The sequence below is a fragment of the Phreatobacter sp. genome (assembly GCF_016793595.1).
In the GTDB taxonomy this organism is placed as follows: Bacteria; Pseudomonadota; Alphaproteobacteria; order Rhizobiales; family Phreatobacteraceae; genus Phreatobacter.
On sequence record NZ_JAEULY010000009.1, the window covers coordinates 400,575 to 416,426 of the forward strand.

The following is a 15,852-nucleotide window of genomic DNA, read 5'->3' on the forward strand; positions in this document are numbered from 1 at the left end:
TCAGCGCGGCGCGGCCGCTGCGGTCTTGCCCGCTGCGGCATTCGCCTGGTTGTAGGATTCGACCAGCGCATTGACCGCAACCTCGGAGGTCGAGAGCACCGGTTTCGGATAGACGCCGAGCAGGATGGTCAGCACCACCAGCGGGGCGAGGATGGCGATCTCGCGGCGATCGACATCGGTGATCGATTTCAGCGCCGGCTTGGTCAGCTCACCCCAGATGACCTGCCAGTAGAGCCAGAGCGCGTAGCACGCCGAGAGGATCAGGCCGAAACAGGCGAGGAAGGCGACCTTGGTCGAGGCCTTGAACGTGCCGATCAGCGTCAGGAACTCGCCGACGAAGCCGGACGTGCCGGGCAGGCCGACATTGGCCATGGTGAAGATCATGAAGATGACCGCATAGACCGGCATGCGGTTCACGAGGCCGCCATAGGCCGCGATCTCGCGGGTGTGCATGCGGTCGTAGACGACACCGACGCAGAGGAACAGCGCGCCCGACACGATGCCGTGCGAGACCATCTGGAACACCGCGCCCTGGATGCCCTCGGCATTGCCCGCGAAGATGCCCATGGTCACGAAGCCCATATGGGCGACCGACGAATAGGCGATCAGCTTCTTGATGTCCTCCTGCACCATCGCGACCAGCGAGGTGTAGACGATGGCGACCACCGACAGCGTGAACACGAAGGGCGCAAAGAACTGGCTCGCCTCGGGGAACATCGGCAGCGAGAACCGCAGGAAGCCGTAGCCGCCCATCTTCAGGAGCACGCCGGCAAGGATCACCGAGCCGGCCGTCGGCGCCTCGACGTGAGCGTCCGGCAGCCAGGTGTGCACCGGCCACATCGGCATCTTGACCGCGAAGGAGGCGAAGAACGCCAACCACAGCCAGAACTGCATGTCCCGCGAGAAGACGGTCGGTCCCTGCTTGATCAGTTCGGCGATGTCGCTCGTCCCCGCCGTCCAGATCATCGCCATGATGGCGAGCAGCATCAGCACCGAGCCGAGCAGCGTGTAGAGGAAGAACTTGAACGAGGCGTAGATGCGCCTTTTGCCGCCCCAGATGCCGATGATCAGGAACATCGGGATGAGGCCGGCCTCGAAGAACAGGTAGAACAGCACGATATCCAGCGCGCAGAACACGCCGATCATCAGCGTCTCCAGCACGAGGAAGGCGACCATGTACTCCTTCACGCGCGTATCGATCGCCTGCCAGGAGGCGAGGATGCAGAACGGCATGAGGAAGGTGGTCAGGATGATCAGCGGCAGCGAGATGCCGTCGATGCCCATCCGGTAGGAAATGACGCCGCCGAGCCAGTTGGCCCGCTCGACGAACTGGAACTCGGCCGTGCCCGGATTGAACAGCGCCACCGGGATCAGCGACAGGCCGAAGGTCACGGCGGTCGCGAACAGCGCGATCATGCGGATGTTGCGCTTCGCCGCGGCGTCGTCGCCGCGCACCATCAGGATCAGCAGCGCGCCGAGCAGCGGCAGGAAGGTGATGATCGACAGGATCGGAGCGTTGGACATCAGTGGCTCCCCGCCACGCCGCCGGAGAACATGAACCAGGTGGCGAGCGCCGCGACCCCGATCAGCATGGCGAAGGCATAGTGATAGACGTAGCCGGTCTGGAGCCGCACGACGCCGCGGGTGACATCGACGACGCGCGCCGCGATGCCGTCGGGGCCGAAGCCGTCGATCAGCCAGCCGTCGCCCTTCTTCCAGAAGAAGCGGCCGAGCCACTGCGCGGGCCGCACGAAGATGCGGTCGTAGAGCTCGTCGAAATACCACTTGTTGAGCAGGAACTGGTACAGGCCCTGGTGGCGGCGGGCGAGCTCGGCCGGCACGTGCGGCGCCCTGATATACATGTACCAGGCCAGCACGAAGCCGAGCGCCATCATCACGAACGGCGTCCACGGCACCCAACCCGGCACCGAATGGAAATCGTGGATGATGTGGTTCTCCGGCCGCATGAAGATCGACTCGCGGAAGAACGACTTGATGCCGTCCTCGTAGGCGAATTTCTTCGAGAACACGGCGCCGGCCAGCACCGAGCCGACCGCCAGCGCACCAAGCGGAACCAGCATGACCAGCGGGCTCTCGTGCGGCTGGTGAGCATGATGGCCATGGCCATGATCGTCGTGCGCGTGGTCGTGATCGTCCGCCTTGGCATGGCCATGGGCGTGATCGTCGTGAGGCGCATGCGCCTCGGCCCAACGCGGCTTGCCGTGGAAGGTCATGAAAATGAGGCGCCAGGAATAGAACGACGTCATCGCCGCCGCGGCGACCGTCAACGTGAACGCATAGGGCCCCATGGCGTTATGCGCGGCATAGGCGACCTCGATGATCGCATCCTTGGAATAGTAGCCGGCAAAGCCGATGTGCAGGAACGGCAGACCGAAGCCGGTCAGCGCCAGCGTGCCGATCAGCATCATCGCGTAGGTGAACTTGATATGGCCGGCGAGCCCGCCCATCCGCCGGATGTCCTGCTCGTGATGCATCGCGCGGATGACCGAGCCGGCGCCAAGGAACAGCAGAGCCTTGAAGAAGGCGTGGGTGAACAGGTGGAAGATGCCGACCGAATAGGCCCCTGCCCCGAGCGCGACGAACATGTAGCCGAGCTGCGAACAGGTCGAGTAAGCGATGACGCGCTTGATGTCGTTTTGCACGAGGCCGACGGTGGCCGCGAAGAACGCCGTTGTCGCTCCGAAGAACATCACGACCGTCAGCGCTGTCGGCGAATATTCGAAGACCGGCGACAGGCGCGCCACCATGAAAACGCCGGCGGTCACCATCGTCGCGGCATGGATGAGCGCCGAGACCGGCGTCGGGCCTTCCATGGCATCCGGCAGCCAGGTGTGCAGCAGGAACTGCGCCGACTTGCCCATGGCGCCCATGAACAGCAGCAGGCAGACGACGGTCAGCGCGTCGAGCTGATAGCCGAGGAACTCCATCTTCTGCCCGGCGAGGCCCTGCGCCGCGCCGAACACGGCGTCGAAGCTGATCGAGCCGGTCAGCTTGTAGAGGCCGAAAATGCCGAGGGCGAAGCCGAAATCGCCGACGCGATTGACCACGAAGGCCTTCATGGCGGCGGCGTTGGCGGACGGTTTCTTGAACCAGAACCCGATCAGCAGATAGGAGGCGAGACCGACGCCCTCCCAGCCGAAGAACATCTGCAGGAGGTCGTTGGCCGTCACCAGCATCAGCATGGCGAAGGTGAACAGCGACAGATAGGCGAAGAACCGCGGCCGGTGCGGATCCTCGTGCATGTAGCCGATCGAATAGAGGTGGACGAGGAACGACACCGAGTTCACCACCACCAGCATCACGGCGGTCAGCGTATCGATGCGCAGCGTCCACGAGACGTTGAGCGAGCCTGCGTGAATCCACTGCATCAACTCGACGGTCGTGCCGCGGCCGGCATAGCCGACCTGGTAGAGGGCGAACCACGACAGCAGCGCCGAAATGCCGAGAAGGCTGGTGGTCACGATCTCGGAGGCGCGCGCGCCGATGGCCCGGCCGAACAGGCCGGCGATCAGAAAGCCGACGAGGGGAAGGAAGACGATGGCCTGATACATGGCGAACCTGTCAGCCCTTCATCATGTTGACGTCTTCCACCGCGATCGAGCCGCGGTTGCGGAAGAAGACCACGAGGATGGCGAGACCGATGGCCGCCTCCGCCGCCGCGACGGTCAGGACCAGGAGCGCGAAGACCTGGCCGACGAGATCGCCGAGATGGGTGGAGAAGGCGACGAGATTGATGTTCACGGCGAGCAGGATGAGCTCCACCGACATCAGGATGACGATGATGTTCTTCCGGTTGAGGAAGATGCCGAGCATGCCGAGCGTGAACAGGATCGCCGCGACCGAGAGATAGTGGGAGAGGCCGATGGTGAGCATGTTCAGACCCCCTCGCCCGTCTTGACCTTGACGACCTCGATGGCCGTCTCCGGCGTGCGGGCCGCCTGAGCACCCGGATCCTGCCGCTTCACGCCCGTACGGTGGCTCAGCGTCAGCACGATGGCGCCGATCATCGCGACGAGCAGCACGAGACCCGACACCTGGAAGAAGAAGACATATTTCGTGTAGAGCACCTGCCCCAGTGCCTCGGCATTGGTAATGCCGGCGGGGATCGGCGCCGCGAGTGTCTTGGGGGTGGCGCCGCCCAGCGTCCAGGCACCGAGCACCATGATCAATTCGGCCAGCACCACGAGGCCGACCAGCACGCCGATCGGCAGGTACTGTAGGAAGCCCTGGCGCAGCGCGACGAAATCAACGTCGAGCATCATCACCACGAACAGGAACAAGACCGCCACCGCGCCGACATAGACGACCACCAGGATCATCGCGAGGAACTCCGCGCCCATCAGCACGAACAGCCCCGAGGCGTTGACGAAGGCAAGGATCAGGAACAGCACCGAGTGCACGGGATTGCGCGCGGCGATCACCATGAACGCGGATGCGATCAGCATCCCCGCGAAAAGGTAGAAGAAGAGACCGGCGAGCATCTGCCCTTTGCCCCGTTCCGTATCCTGAAGCGCGCGTTCCGGGACTCAAAGCTTGTCCCGCGCGCGCCCCTCTTAAGGTTCAAGTTGGAATGCGTCCAGACGAGCCGTCCCGACGCATCCCTGTTCGTCAGCGATAAGGCGCGTCCAGCTTCTGGCTTGCCGCGAGCTCGCGCTCCCAGCGATCGCCATTCGCGAGCAGTCTGGCCTTGTCGTAGTAGAGTTCCTCGCGCGTCTCGGTGGCGAACTCGAAGTTCGGCCCCTCGACGATGGCGTCCACCGGGCATGCCTCCTGGCAGAAGCCGCAATAGATGCACTTCACCATATCGATGTCGTAGCGCGTCGTGCGGCGCGTGCCGTCGTTGCGGCGCGGGCCGGCCTCGATGGTGATGGCCTGCGCCGGGCAGATCGCCTCGCACAGCTTGCAGGCGATGCAGCGTTCCTCGCCGTTCGGATAGCGGCGCAGCGCATGCTCGCCCCGGAACCGTGGCGAGATCTGCCCCTTCTCGAAGGGGTAGTTGATCGTCGCCTTCGGCTTGAAGAAATAGCGCATCGACAGGAAGAACGCCGAGACGAACTCCGTCAGGAACAGGGCTTTGGCCGCGCGGTCGAGCCGGAACGTCGACGCCATGGACCTCTTCTCCTCAAATGCCCCAGCCGCTGATCGTGCGGCCGAGCCAGTAACCAAGACCCGCGAAGACGGGCACGATGGCGACCATCAGGATCCGCTGCGCCAGCACGATCCGACGCTCGTAATCCTGCCGCTCGGCTTCGGTGGCCGAACGGTCGGTCTCCCTCAGCTTGCGCGTGACCAGGCCGGAGACGATCCGGTAGTCGATCCAGCCGACCCCCGCGCCGATGGCGGCGCCGATGAGACCGGCCGGATTTGCCAAGCCGTCCATGCCGGTCCCTTACGGAGCCCAGCCGGTGAATTGCAGCACGCCCGCGACCACGACGACCATGGCCAGCGAGATCGGCAGGAACACCTTCCAGCCGAGGCGCATGAGCTGGTCGTAGCGGTAGCGGGGAACGAAGGCCTTCACCATGGCGAACATGAAGAACACCATGGATATCTTGAGCACGAACCAGACCACGCCCGGCACCCAGGTGAACGGCGCGATCGGGAACGGCGGCAGCCAGCCCCCGAGGAACAGGATCGTGGTCAGCGCGCACATCGTCATGATCGCCACGTATTCGGCGAGCATGAACATCATGTACGGCGTCGAGGCATATTCGACCATGAAGCCGGCCACGAGCTCGGATTCGGCCTCCGGTAGGTCGAAGGGCGGTCGGTTGGTCTCCGCCAGCGCCGAGATGAAGAAGATCACGAAGACCGGAAACAGCGGCAGCCAGAACCAGCCGAACATGCCGATCGACTTGTCCTGCGCCTTCACGATGTCCGTGAGGTTCAGCGAGCCGACGCAGAGCAGCACGCAGATGATCACGAAGCCGATGGAGACCTCGTAGGACACCATCTGCGCCGCCGAACGAAGCGCGCCGAGGAACGGATATTTCGAGTTCGACGCCCAGCCGCCCATGATCACGCCGTAAACGCCGAGCGACGACACCGCGAAGATGAAGAGGATGCCGACGTTCAGGTTGGCGATGGCCCAGCCCTCGCTCAGCGGGATAACCGCCCAGGCGGCGAGCGCCAGCAGCACCGAGACGAAAGGCGCCAGCAGGAACACGCCCTTGTTCGCCCCTGACGGGATCACCGGCTCCTTAAGGATGAACTTCAGGAGGTCGGCGAAGGATTGGAGCAGGCCGAACGGCCCCACCACGTTCGGGCCACGGCGCAACTGCACCGCCGCCCAGATCTTGCGGTCGGCGAGCAGGATGAAGGCGACGAAGACCAGCAGAGCCACCATCAGCGCGAGGCTCTGGATGGCGATCAGTAGCAGCGGCCAGAGTTGGGTCCAGAAGAAGTCCATGGCTCTGCCTTACTCCGCCGCCTGCCGGTGGGCGCTCTTCGCGATGGCCGAGCATTCGGCCATGGTCGCCGAGGCCCGGGCGATCGGGTTGGTCATGTAGAAATCGTCGACGATCTGGGCGAAGGCCGTGGCCTCCGCCTTGCCGCCCTTGCCGGCGAGCGCGGCGATCTGGCCGGCATCGACGGCCCCGAGCCCGCCGACATGCAGCGTATGCGGGTGGTCCTTCGCCATGGCGGCGCGGAGCTGCGCCAGCGAGTCGAATGGCAGCTTCACCCCGAGAGCGTCGGAGAGCGCACGCAGGATCGCCCAGTCCTCCTTGGCCTCGCCCGGCGCGAAACCGGCGCGGTTGACCACCTGAATGCGGCCCTCCGTATTGGCGGTCAGGCCGTTCTTCTCGGTGTAGGTCGCGCCCGGCAGGATGACGTCGGCGCGGTGCGCGCCCCGGTCACCATGGGTACCGACATAGACGACGAAGGGGCCCTGCCCGACCTCGATCTCGTCCGCTCCCAGATTGAACAGCAGGTCGACCCCGCCGGCCGCCATGGCCGCCGCATTGACGCCGCCCTCGCCCGGCACGAGGCCGAGGTCCAGCGCGCCGACGCGCGAGGCGGCCGTGTGCAGCACCGCGAAACCGTTCCAGCCCTCGGCGAGGCCACCGAAGGCCGTCGCGGCATGCGCGGCGAGTGACAGGATCGCGCCGCCATCGGCACGGGCCAATGCGCCCTGCCCGACGATGACCAGCGGCCTCTTCGCACCCTTCAGCACTTCGGCGAAGGAATGCTTGCCGGAGACAACATCGGCAAGCGTGTCAGGGCCGGCGCCGAGATAATCGTAGCTGTAGGTGAGATCGACAACCTCGCCGATGACGCCGATCTTCACATTGCCCATGCGCCAGCGCTTGCGGATACGGGCGTTGACGAGAGGGGCTTCCTTGCGCGGATTGGTACCGACCAGCAGGATCGCATCGGCTTCCTCGATGCCGGCGATGCCCGGATTGAACACATAGGACGCACGGCCGAGCGACGGATCGAGGCTGGCGCCGTCCTGACGGCCGTCGATGTTCCGCGAGCCGAGAGCCGCGACGAGCTCCTTCAGCGCATACATTTCCTCGAGCGTCGACAGGTCGCCGGCAATCGCGCCGATCTTCTCCGACGCCGTCGCCTTCACCTTGGCGGCGATGGCGGCGAAGGCCTCGGGCCAGGTCGCGGCGCGCAGGCGGCCGTTCTCGCGCAGATAGGGCCGGTCAAGGCGCTGGGTGCGCAGGCCATCGGCGACGTGGCGGGTCTTGTCGGAAATCCACTCCTCGTTCACCGCCTCGTTGAGGCGCGGCAGGACGCGCATCACCTCGCGACCGCGCGCATCGACGCGGATGGCCGAACCAACCGCATCCATCATGTCGGTGGACTCGGTCTTCAGCAGTTCCCACGGCCTAGCGTGGAAGGCGAACGGCTTGGAGGTCAGCGCGCCGACCGGGCAGAGATCGACGACGTTGCCCTGCAGTTCCGAGGTCATCGCCTGCTCGAGGTATGTGGTGATCTCGGCATCCTCGCCGCGACCAATCAGGCCAAGCTCGGAAATGCCGGCAACCTCGGTGGTGAAGCGGACGCAGCGCGTGCAGTGGATGCAGCGCGTCATCACGGTCTTCACCAGCGGGCCGATATACTTGTCCTCGACCGCCCGCTTGTTCTCCGCATAGCGCGACTTGTCGACGCCATAGGCCATGGCCTGGTCCTGCAGGTCGCACTCGCCGCCCTGATCGCAGATCGGGCAGTCGAGCGGATGGTTGATCAGCAGGAACTCCATCACGCCTTCGCGCGCCTTCTTCACCAGCGGCGTCTTGGTGTTGATGACCGGTGGCTCTCCGTTCGGGCCGGGACGCAGATCGCGGACATTCTGGGCGCAGGAGGCGACCGGCTTCGGCGAACCCTTCACCTCGACGAGGCACATGCGGCAATTGCCGGCGATCGACAGCCGCTCGTGATAACAGAAGCGCGGAATCTCGGCGCCCGCCGCCTCGCACGCCTGCATCAGCGTGTACTCGGCCGGTACCTCGATCTCCTGTCCGTCGACGATCACCTTCGCCATCGGTTCATTCCATCCGGTCTCGTCGGGAACCGCGCATGGCGCTGCCCCCTCGGGTTCGTCTCGCGAAGCGGCGACGCCGCTCCGACATGGTGTGCCTCCCGGCCGCCTGGCGGCCGCGAAGCGGTCAGTTCCTGTCCGGCTCGCCCGGCTTGTCCTGCATCGACACCTTGGGCAGCGAAATGCCCTTCGATGTCGCCTTGGTCTCGATCTTCAGCGGCGCGGCCTTGACCGGCTCCGGCGCCGTGGCGGCCTTCGGCTTCGGCGGGGCCTCGCCCGGCCTGGACGGCTTCGGCGGCGCACCCGACGGCTTGGCCGGAACCGGCTTGGCGGCCTTCGGCTTCGGCGGGTCCTCGCCCGGCCTGGACGGCTTCGGCGGCGCACCCGATGGCTTGGCCGGAACCGGCTTGGTCGCCTGGATTGCCGGCTTGGCCTTGGCCTCGACGGCCTTCTGGGCCGGCGCGCGTTCGGCCGCTACCGGATTGGACACAACGAGCCGCGGTACGCTGGGCGCGGGCGGGACGACAGCCGCGACGGGCGCGGCCTCAGTCCGGTCCTCGTCGCGCACGCCGCCGGCAAAGATCCGCGCCGCGCCGAAGCTCGCCCCGAGAAAGGCCATCCAGCCGGTCATCATCAGCGTCGCCGGCAGCATCATCGCCGCCACCAGCGGCCCGGCAACGGTTTCAGCCGGGTTCACGCCCGAAAACAGGTTCAATGCACTCGCATCCTTGGCGGCAAGCGGCATGGCCTTTGCTCCGTCCGGTTTGAGGGGATGCACTTGAGCCGTCACGATGCGTTTCCAGATCCGTTCTTGTCTTGAGACCGTCAGCGACCGGCCATCTGGCCCTCGGCCTGAGCCTTGAGCTCGGCGAGCGCCCGGTTGCCGGCCACCACGTCCTCGGGCGTCATCACGACGGCGCAGCGGGTGCCGTCGCCGTCGATCAGGAAGCGCCGTTCGGTGACCGTCGTACGGTTGCCCGCGCGCTCGGTCGTGATCACCACACTGACCCGCCGCCCCGGCTTGTGCGGCCCGCAGACGGCCTGCAGCGCCGGCGTCGTCTCGGACATCTGGCGCTCCAGCACGATGGTCCGGGCGTTGGGCGAACTGCCCGCCGTGCCACGCGCCGCCGCGCGCGACAGGATGACCTGCCGCACATAGTCCGGCGTGGCATTGACCGTGACGCGCAGCGCGGTCTCTCCGGCAGGGCGCGGCGGAGCCGATGGCACGGACGCCGTCATGCAACCGCCGAGGGCGAGAGCGCCGATGAGAAGAAGGCCGTGCCTGATCATGCGCTTCACTCCGCCGCGATGCGCACGGGCTCGCCGTGCGGGTTGGCCGAATAGGCGTCGATGCGGCGCTCGATCTCGCCGCGGAAATGCCGGATCAGGCCCTGGACCGGCCACGCCGCGGCATCGCCGAGCGCGCAGATCGTGTGGCCCTCGACCTGCGTCGTCACTTCCAGGAGCATGTCGATCTCCTTCTTGTGCGCGCGGCCCTGGGCCATGCGATCGAGCACGCGCCACATCCAGCCCGTGCCTTCGCGGCAGGGCGTGCACTGGCCGCAGCTTTCATGCTTGAAGAAGTAGGAGATGCGCGCGATCGCCCGGACGATATCGGTCGACTTGTCCATGACGATGACACCGGCGGTGCCGAAGCTCGACTTCACCGCGCGGGTGCCGTCGAAATCCATGATCAACTCTTCGCAATCGGCCGCCGGGATGAGCGGGCAGGACGCGCCGCCGGGGATGATGGCGAGCAGATTGTCCCAGCCGCCGCGAATGCCGCCGCCGTGCTTCTCGATCAGTTCCCTGAACGGGATGCTCATCGATTCCTCGACGATGCACGGCTTGTTCACATGGCCGGAAATGCCGAACAGCTTGGTGCCGAGATTGTTCGGCCGGCCGAACGAGGCGAACCACGAGGCGCCGCGCCGGAGGATCGTTGGCGTAACCGCAATCGATTCGACGTTGTTGACCGTCGTCGGGCAGCCGTAGAGGCCCATATTGGCCGGGAACGGCGGCTTCAGGCGCGGCTGGCCCTTCTTGCCCTCGAGGCTCTCGAGCAGCGCGGTTTCCTCGCCGCAGATATAGGCGCCGGCGCCGTGATGGACGTAAAGGTCGAAGTCCCAGCCGTTCTTGTTGCCCTTGCCGAGAAGACCGGCCTCATAGCACTCGTCGATCGCCTGCTGGAGCGCCTCGCGCTCGCGGATGAACTCGCCGCGCACATAGATGTAGCCGACATGCGCGCCCATGGCGCAGCCGGCAATGAGACACCCCTCGACCAGCGTATGCGGGTCGTTGCGCAGGATTTCACGGTCCTTGCAGGTGCCCGGCTCGGACTCGTCGGCATTGACGACGAGATAATGCGGACGGCCGTCCGACTGTTTCGGCATGAACGACCATTTCAGGCCGGTCGGAAAGCCCGCGCCGCCACGGCCACGCAGCCCGGAATCCTTGATCTGCTGGACGATCCAGTCGCGGCCCTGATCGATGAAACCCTTGGTCCCGTCCCAATGCCCGCGCGCCATCGCGCCCTTCAGGCTCTTGTCGTGGAAGCCGTAGATGTTGGTGAAGATGCGGTCCTTGTCCGCGAGCATCGACTTCACTCCTTCGCCGACGGCGCGCCAGCCGCCAGCGCCTTGGCCTGAACCGTCCACTCCTCGCGGTCGATCCGCCCGGGGAACGCAAGGTAGGTGCCGACCCAGCGGATTTCCGCGCGGGTCCAGCCGGCGATCTGGTCGAAATGGAAGATGCCGAGAGCATGGAGCTTGCCCTCGTTGACCGGGCCGATACCCTTGATCTTCTGCAGCTTGTCGGCAGCGCTCGACCGCGCGGCGGCAAGCCCCGCCGGGCGAGTGCCGACGGCATCGGCCTTCTGCTCGGGGGTCGCATCGGGGCTAAGCGTCGCCAGCTTCGCCTTGATCTCGGACTCTTCCCTCGCCGCGAGTTCATCGGCTGCAGAAGCCGCCGCAGGCGCCGGCTTCGACGCCACCGCGACACCGCCCCCCGAAGACTCCCCGCCGGGCGTCGCGGCATTGAACGGCAGATCGCGCAGCGTCACGGCCCCACCCTCGGGCTCGGCGCCGTGGCGGCTGTTCTGCGGGCCCGGCTTCGGCTTTTCGCCGCGCGCGAAGGCGTCGAGAACCTTTTCGAGACTCTCGGGGGTCAGGTCCTCGTAGACATCGGAGAAGACCTGGATCATTGGCGCGTTCACGCAGGCGCCCGCGCACTCGACCTCCTCCCACGAGAAGTCGCCATCGTCCGACAGGTGGAACGGCTCGTGATGGATGCGGCTCTTGCAGACCTTGATCAGTTCGCCTGCCCCGCGCAGCATGCAAGGCGTCGTGCCGCAGACCTGAATATGCGCTTTCTTCCCAACCGGTTGCAGCTGGAACATGGTGTAGAAGGTCGCCACCTCGAACACCCGGATGTAGGGCATGTCGAGCATGTCGGCGACATATTCCATGGCCGCCTTGGGCAGCCAGTAGGCGTGCTGCTCCTGCGCCCGCCAGAGCAGCGGAATGACTGCGGAAGCCTTACGCTCGGCCGGATACTTGCCGATCGTCTTCTGCGCCCAGGCGAGGTTCTCGGGCGTGAAAGCGAAGGAGGCCGGCTGGACCTCGTCGGGTGCGAGACGACGGACGCTCACCGGTCAACCTCTCCGAACACGATGTCGATGGAGCCGAGGATGGCGGAGACGTCCGCCAGCATGTGGCCCTTGCACAGAAAATCCATGGCCTGCAGGTGGGCGAAGCCCGGCGCTCGGATCTTGCAGCGATAGGGCTTGTTGGTGCCGTCGGCCACCAGATAGACGCCGAACTCGCCCTTCGGTGCCTCGACGCAGGCATAGACCTCGCCGGCCGGCACGTGGAAGCCTTCGGTATAGAGCTTGAAATGGTGGATCAGCGCTTCCATCGAGCGCTTCATCTCCCCGCGCTTCGGCGGCACCACCTTCTGGTCCTTGGCCGAGACCGGGCCCGGCGTCTCGCGCAGCAGCTTGCAGCACTGCTTCATGATCTTCACGGACTGCCTCATCTCCTCCATGCGGATGAGATAGCGGTCGTAGCAGTCGCCGTTCTTGCCGATCGGAATGTCGAAATCGAGCTCGGCATAGCACTCGTAGGGCTGCGACTTGCGCAGGTCCCACGGCGCGCCGGAACCGCGCACCATGACGCCCGAAAAGCCCCAGGCCCAGCACTCGTCCAGCGTCACCACGCCGATATCGACGTTGCGCTGCTTGAAGATGCGGTTCGGGGTCAAAAGCGCGTCGAGATCGCCGACCACTTTCAGGAACGGATCGCACCAGGCCTCGATATCGTCGACGAGCTTCGGCGGCAGGTCCTGATGCACGCCGCCAACGCGGAAATAGGCCGCGTGCATGCGTGAGCCGGAAGCGCGCTCGTAGAAGATCATCAGCTTCTCGCGCTCCTCGAAGCCCCAGAGCGGCGGCGTGAGCGCGCCGACGTCCATGGCCTGCGTGGTGACGTTGAGCAGGTGCGAGAGGATGCGGCCGATCTCGCTGTAGAGCACGCGGATCAGCTGGCCGCGCCTCGGCACCTCGATGCCGAGCATGCGCTCGGCGGCGAGGCAGAAGGCGTGCTCCTGATTCATCGGCGCGACATAGTCGAGCCGGTCAAAATAGGGGATCGCCTGCAGATAGGTCTTGGTCTCGATCAGCTTCTCGGTGCCGCGATGCAGCAGTCCGATATGCGGATCGCAGCGCTCGACCACCTCGCCGTCGAGTTCCATGACGAGGCGGAGAACGCCGTGGGCCGCCGGATGCTGCGGGCCCCAGTTAAAGGTGAAATTGCGAATCTCGGCTTCGGCCATGCTCAGTTCGCCTTGGCTTTCTCGTCGCCCGGCAGGACATATTCAGTCCCCTCCCAGGGCGAGAGGAAATCGAACTGCCGGAACTCCTGCGGCAGGCGCACCGGCTCGTAGACCACGCGCTTCACCTCGTCGTCGTAGCGAACCTCGACGAAGCCGGTCGTGGGAAAGTCCTTGCGCAGCGGATGGCCGTCGAAGCCGTAGTCCGTCAGCAGACGCCGCAGGTCCGGATGCCCCGTGAACAGCACGCCGTAGAGGTCGTAGGTCTCGCGCTCGAACCACAGCGCGCCGGGAAACACATCCGTGGCCGAGGCGATCGGCGTCGTCTCGTCGGTCTGCACCTTCACGCGGATGCGCCGGTTAAACTTCGGCGACAGCAGGTGATAGACGACGTCGAAGCGCTTCGCCCGGCCCGGATAGTCGACGCCGCAGATGTCGATGATGTTGCGGAAGAGACAATTGCCGTCGTCGCGCAGATGGGTCAGCACCTGGACGATCTTCGCCGCGTCCGCCAGCAGCGTCAGCTCGCCATAGGCGACGCTCGCGCCGCTGACCGCGTCCGGCAGCGCCGCCCTGATCGTATCACCAAGCTCTTCAAGCGACATGATGTCCCCTCACCGCTCGATCGTGCCGGTGCGGCGGATCTTCTTCTGCAGAAGCAGCACGCCGTAGAGCAGCGCCTCGGCCGTCGGCGGACAGCCCGGCACGTAGATATCGACCGGCACGATGCGGTCGCAGCCACGCACCACGGCATAGGAATAGTGGTAGTAGCCGCCGCCATTGGCGCAGGAGCCCATGGAGATGACATAGCGCGGCTCCGGCATCTGGTCGTAGACCTTGCGCAGGGCCGGCGCCATCTTGTTGGTCAGCGTGCCGGCGACGATCATCACGTCCGATTGCCGCGGACTGGCTCGGGGAGCAAAACCAAATCGCTCGACGTCGTAGCGCGGCATCGACAGCTGCATCATCTCCACGGCGCAGCAGGCAAGGCCGAACGTCATCCACATGAGCGAGCCGGTGCGGGCCCAGTTGATGAGGTCGTCGGTCGCCGTGACGATGAAGCCCTTGTCGGCGAGCTCGTTGTTGATGCCGGCGAAGAACGGATCGGCCGAGCCCGCGGGCTTGCCGTCCGGGCCGAGAATCCCCTTCGGGGCCGGTGCGACGAGGGGGTTGCCGCGGTCGAGAGCAGTGGTGGCCATGATCTAGACTCTCAATTCCACTCCAGCGCGCCCTTCTTCCACTCGTAGACGAAACCGATCGTCAGCACGCCGAGGAAGACCATCATCGACCAGAAGCCAAACAGCCCGACCTCCTTGAAGGCCACGGCCCAGGGGAACAGGAAGGCGACCTCGAGGTCGAAGATGATGAACAGGATCGCCACGAGGTAGAAGCGCACGTCGAACTTCATGCGCGCGTCGTCGAAGGCGTTGAAGCCGCACTCATAGGCCGACAGCTTCTCGGCATCCGGCCGCGAGAAGGCGACCAGGAAGGGCGCGACCAGCAGCGCAACGCCTATGACACCGGCAAGCGCGATGAAGATGACGAGCGGCAGATAGTCATTCACGAGCTGCGTTGCCAAACCCGGCATCGAAGGCCTCCTCGCCCGCCGGGAAAAGCGCTCCTGCGAACCCCTGCCCAGCCTGTTCCCCGTGCCTTACTCTCTCCCCTGTTGCGGTGCAAGCATATGACGGAGAAGGAAAGCCTGCCCTGCCTGGAATCGTTGTGAAATCCGCGAGAGCGTTCAGAAATCGGCCCTGAGGCTGAGCTGCGGCACGATCAGCCAGCGCGAATAACGGACCTCCGGCGCGCTCGACCATCGATTCTCGTAGCCCACGAAAGCCGATAGCTGCACGCCTGGCCGCCACTGGTAGCGGGCGCCGATCGCGACATTCGCCACGACGTCGTTGCGCACCGTCGTCCAGTGTGGGACGTGGCGCTGGTCGATCTTCGGCACGAATACGAGGTCGAGATTGGCGTTGACCCGGTAGAAGACCGGCAGCGCCACCTGCACCTTGGAGCGCTCCTTGGTGCTGTCGGTGGAAAACCGGTAGCCGAGGAACAGGCGCGGCGAGATCGACCAGGGCGTGCCCTCGAAGGCATAGGTCCGCGAAACCTGGGTCTGCAGCTCCGTGCCGGTCGATGCGTAGGAGTTGAACAGCCCGTCCCAGGATGGCGTCGATTCGACCGTCACCGACCAGGACACGTCGCCGAAGTTCCGGCTGATGCTGACGCCGCCCGAAAAGCCCGATGCGCCAATGATGAACGGCCGCCCCGCGAGCCCGATCTGGGTCAGGACATAGGTCTCGATCGACGTGTCGGCATCAATCTGCCGGCGCGCGGCGATGCGGATTCCCGGGATCACCACGAAATTCGGCGGCCGGCCGCTGCCGGAGAAATCGGGAAAGTCATAGTCGGCGGCGCGCGACGGAGCAGCACCTGCCAACCCTAGCGCGACGGCCATCGTCGCGCCGGATGCCAGACAAGCCCGAAGCACTTTGCGACCCACTCCGAGC

Annotated in this window: 17 protein-coding genes; all 17 read right to left on the reverse strand. The window is 65.5% G+C overall.

Features of this window, described 5'->3' with window-relative positions:
* On the reverse strand, nucleotides 1-1,524 hold the full coding sequence (locus tag JNK84_RS12955) for an NADH-quinone oxidoreductase subunit M (protein WP_293424693.1): 1,524 nt from the start codon (nucleotides 1,522-1,524) through the stop codon (nucleotides 1-3).
* Nucleotides 1,524-3,572 (reverse strand): NADH-quinone oxidoreductase subunit L, encoded by a 2,049-nt coding sequence (gene nuoL / locus JNK84_RS12960; RefSeq protein ID WP_293424695.1) that lies wholly within the window; start codon nucleotides 3,570-3,572, stop codon nucleotides 1,524-1,526. Before nuoL ends, JNK84_RS12955 begins: the two co-directional genes overlap by 1 nt.
* A 10-nt stretch (nucleotides 3,573-3,582) precedes the next feature.
* Entirely contained in the window at nucleotides 3,583-3,894 is a 312-nt protein-coding gene (gene nuoK, locus JNK84_RS12965) for an NADH-quinone oxidoreductase subunit NuoK (RefSeq protein WP_293424697.1), read from the reverse strand.
* 2 nt (nucleotides 3,895-3,896) lie between these two features.
* Entirely contained in the window at nucleotides 3,897-4,502 is a 606-nt protein-coding gene (locus JNK84_RS12970) for an NADH-quinone oxidoreductase subunit J (RefSeq protein WP_293424699.1), read from the reverse strand.
* Between the two features lie 127 nt (nucleotides 4,503-4,629).
* Entirely contained in the window at nucleotides 4,630-5,130 is a 501-nt protein-coding gene (nuoI, locus tag JNK84_RS12975; RefSeq protein ID WP_293424701.1) for an NADH-quinone oxidoreductase subunit NuoI, read from the reverse strand.
* 13 nt (nucleotides 5,131-5,143) lie between these two features.
* Nucleotides 5,144-5,401 carry a hypothetical protein gene (locus JNK84_RS12980; protein WP_293424703.1) on the reverse strand — a complete coding sequence of 86 codons (258 nt, stop codon included), beginning with the start codon at nucleotides 5,399-5,401 and terminating at the stop codon, nucleotides 5,144-5,146.
* Between the two features lie 9 nt (nucleotides 5,402-5,410).
* Complete coding sequence (nuoH, locus tag JNK84_RS12985; RefSeq protein ID WP_293424705.1) at nucleotides 5,411-6,430, reverse strand: NADH-quinone oxidoreductase subunit NuoH; 1,020 nt, start codon at nucleotides 6,428-6,430, stop codon at nucleotides 5,411-5,413.
* A 9-nt stretch (nucleotides 6,431-6,439) separates the two neighbouring features.
* Nucleotides 6,440-8,515: an NADH-quinone oxidoreductase subunit NuoG gene (gene nuoG, locus JNK84_RS12990; protein ID WP_293424707.1), complete on the reverse strand. Its 2,076-nt coding sequence runs from the start codon at nucleotides 8,513-8,515 to the stop codon at nucleotides 6,440-6,442.
* A 124-nt stretch (nucleotides 8,516-8,639) separates the two neighbouring features.
* The gene (locus tag JNK84_RS12995) at nucleotides 8,640-9,257 is read right to left on the reverse strand and encodes a hypothetical protein (protein WP_293424709.1); all 618 of its coding nucleotides are present in this window, start codon (nucleotides 9,255-9,257) and stop codon (nucleotides 8,640-8,642) included.
* Nucleotides 9,258-9,337: 80 nt separating this feature from the next.
* On the reverse strand, nucleotides 9,338-9,802 hold the full coding sequence (locus tag JNK84_RS13000) for a hypothetical protein (RefSeq protein WP_293424711.1): 465 nt from the start codon (nucleotides 9,800-9,802) through the stop codon (nucleotides 9,338-9,340).
* Between the two features lie 5 nt (nucleotides 9,803-9,807).
* Nucleotides 9,808-11,109: an NADH-quinone oxidoreductase subunit NuoF gene (gene nuoF, locus JNK84_RS13005; RefSeq protein ID WP_293424713.1), complete on the reverse strand. Its 1,302-nt coding sequence runs from the start codon at nucleotides 11,107-11,109 to the stop codon at nucleotides 9,808-9,810.
* A 5-nt stretch (nucleotides 11,110-11,114) separates the two neighbouring features.
* A complete protein-coding gene (nuoE, locus tag JNK84_RS13010) occupies nucleotides 11,115-12,161 on the reverse strand; it encodes an NADH-quinone oxidoreductase subunit NuoE (RefSeq protein ID WP_293424715.1) in 1,047 nt (348 codons plus the stop codon).
* A complete protein-coding gene (locus JNK84_RS13015; protein WP_293424717.1) occupies nucleotides 12,158-13,342 on the reverse strand; it encodes an NADH-quinone oxidoreductase subunit D in 1,185 nt (394 codons plus the stop codon). The genes nuoE and JNK84_RS13015 overlap by 4 nt, the downstream gene beginning before the upstream one ends.
* A gap of 2 nt (nucleotides 13,343-13,344) precedes the next feature.
* Nucleotides 13,345-13,944, reverse strand: a complete 600-nt coding sequence (locus JNK84_RS13020) for an NADH-quinone oxidoreductase subunit C (RefSeq protein WP_293424719.1) — start codon at nucleotides 13,942-13,944, stop codon at nucleotides 13,345-13,347.
* A gap of 9 nt (nucleotides 13,945-13,953) precedes the next feature.
* Nucleotides 13,954-14,538 (reverse strand): NuoB/complex I 20 kDa subunit family protein, encoded by a 585-nt coding sequence (locus tag JNK84_RS13025; RefSeq protein WP_293424721.1) that lies wholly within the window; start codon nucleotides 14,536-14,538, stop codon nucleotides 13,954-13,956.
* A gap of 11 nt (nucleotides 14,539-14,549) precedes the next feature.
* Nucleotides 14,550-14,927 carry an NADH-quinone oxidoreductase subunit A gene (locus JNK84_RS13030; RefSeq protein WP_293424723.1) on the reverse strand — a complete coding sequence of 126 codons (378 nt, stop codon included), beginning with the start codon at nucleotides 14,925-14,927 and terminating at the stop codon, nucleotides 14,550-14,552.
* Nucleotides 14,928-15,080: 153 nt separating this feature from the next.
* The gene (locus JNK84_RS13035) at nucleotides 15,081-15,800 is read right to left on the reverse strand and encodes a hypothetical protein (RefSeq protein WP_293424725.1); all 720 of its coding nucleotides are present in this window, start codon (nucleotides 15,798-15,800) and stop codon (nucleotides 15,081-15,083) included.
* Between the last annotated feature and the right edge of the window lie 52 nt (nucleotides 15,801-15,852).

Bases quoted from the DNA above. Each gene is read 5' to 3' on its own strand.
- JNK84_RS12995 (WP_293424709.1), bottom strand. From the start codon at position 9,257: ATGCCGCTTGCCGCCAAGGATGCGAGTGCATTGAACCTGTTTTCGGGC.
- nuoK (WP_293424697.1), bottom strand. From the start codon at position 3,894: ATGCTCACCATCGGCCTCTCCCACTATCTCTCGGTCGCGGCGATCCTG.
- JNK84_RS13020 (WP_293424719.1), bottom strand. From the start codon at position 13,944: ATGTCGCTTGAAGAGCTTGGTGATACGATCAGGGCGGCGCTGCCGGAC.
- nuoF (WP_293424713.1), bottom strand. From the start codon at position 11,109: ATGCTCGCGGACAAGGACCGCATCTTCACCAACATCTACGGCTTCCAC.
- JNK84_RS12970 (WP_293424699.1), bottom strand. From the start codon at position 4,502: ATGCTCGCCGGTCTCTTCTTCTACCTTTTCGCGGGGATGCTGATCGCA.
- JNK84_RS13035 (WP_293424725.1), bottom strand. From the start codon at position 15,800: ATGGCCGTCGCGCTAGGGTTGGCAGGTGCTGCTCCGTCGCGCGCCGCC.
- JNK84_RS13025 (WP_293424721.1), bottom strand. From the start codon at position 14,538: ATGGCCACCACTGCTCTCGACCGCGGCAACCCCCTCGTCGCACCGGCC.
- JNK84_RS13030 (WP_293424723.1), bottom strand. From the start codon at position 14,927: ATGCCGGGTTTGGCAACGCAGCTCGTGAATGACTATCTGCCGCTCGTC.
- nuoH (WP_293424705.1), bottom strand. From the start codon at position 6,430: ATGGACTTCTTCTGGACCCAACTCTGGCCGCTGCTACTGATCGCCATC.
- nuoI (WP_293424701.1), bottom strand. From the start codon at position 5,130: ATGGCGTCGACGTTCCGGCTCGACCGCGCGGCCAAAGCCCTGTTCCTG.
- JNK84_RS13000 (WP_293424711.1), bottom strand. From the start codon at position 9,802: ATGATCAGGCACGGCCTTCTTCTCATCGGCGCTCTCGCCCTCGGCGGT.
- nuoG (WP_293424707.1), bottom strand. From the start codon at position 8,515: ATGGCGAAGGTGATCGTCGACGGACAGGAGATCGAGGTACCGGCCGAG.
- JNK84_RS13015 (WP_293424717.1), bottom strand. From the start codon at position 13,342: ATGGCCGAAGCCGAGATTCGCAATTTCACCTTTAACTGGGGCCCGCAG.
- JNK84_RS12980 (WP_293424703.1), bottom strand. From the start codon at position 5,401: ATGGACGGCTTGGCAAATCCGGCCGGTCTCATCGGCGCCGCCATCGGC.
- nuoL (WP_293424695.1), bottom strand. From the start codon at position 3,572: ATGTATCAGGCCATCGTCTTCCTTCCCCTCGTCGGCTTTCTGATCGCC.
- JNK84_RS12955 (WP_293424693.1), bottom strand. From the start codon at position 1,524: ATGTCCAACGCTCCGATCCTGTCGATCATCACCTTCCTGCCGCTGCTC.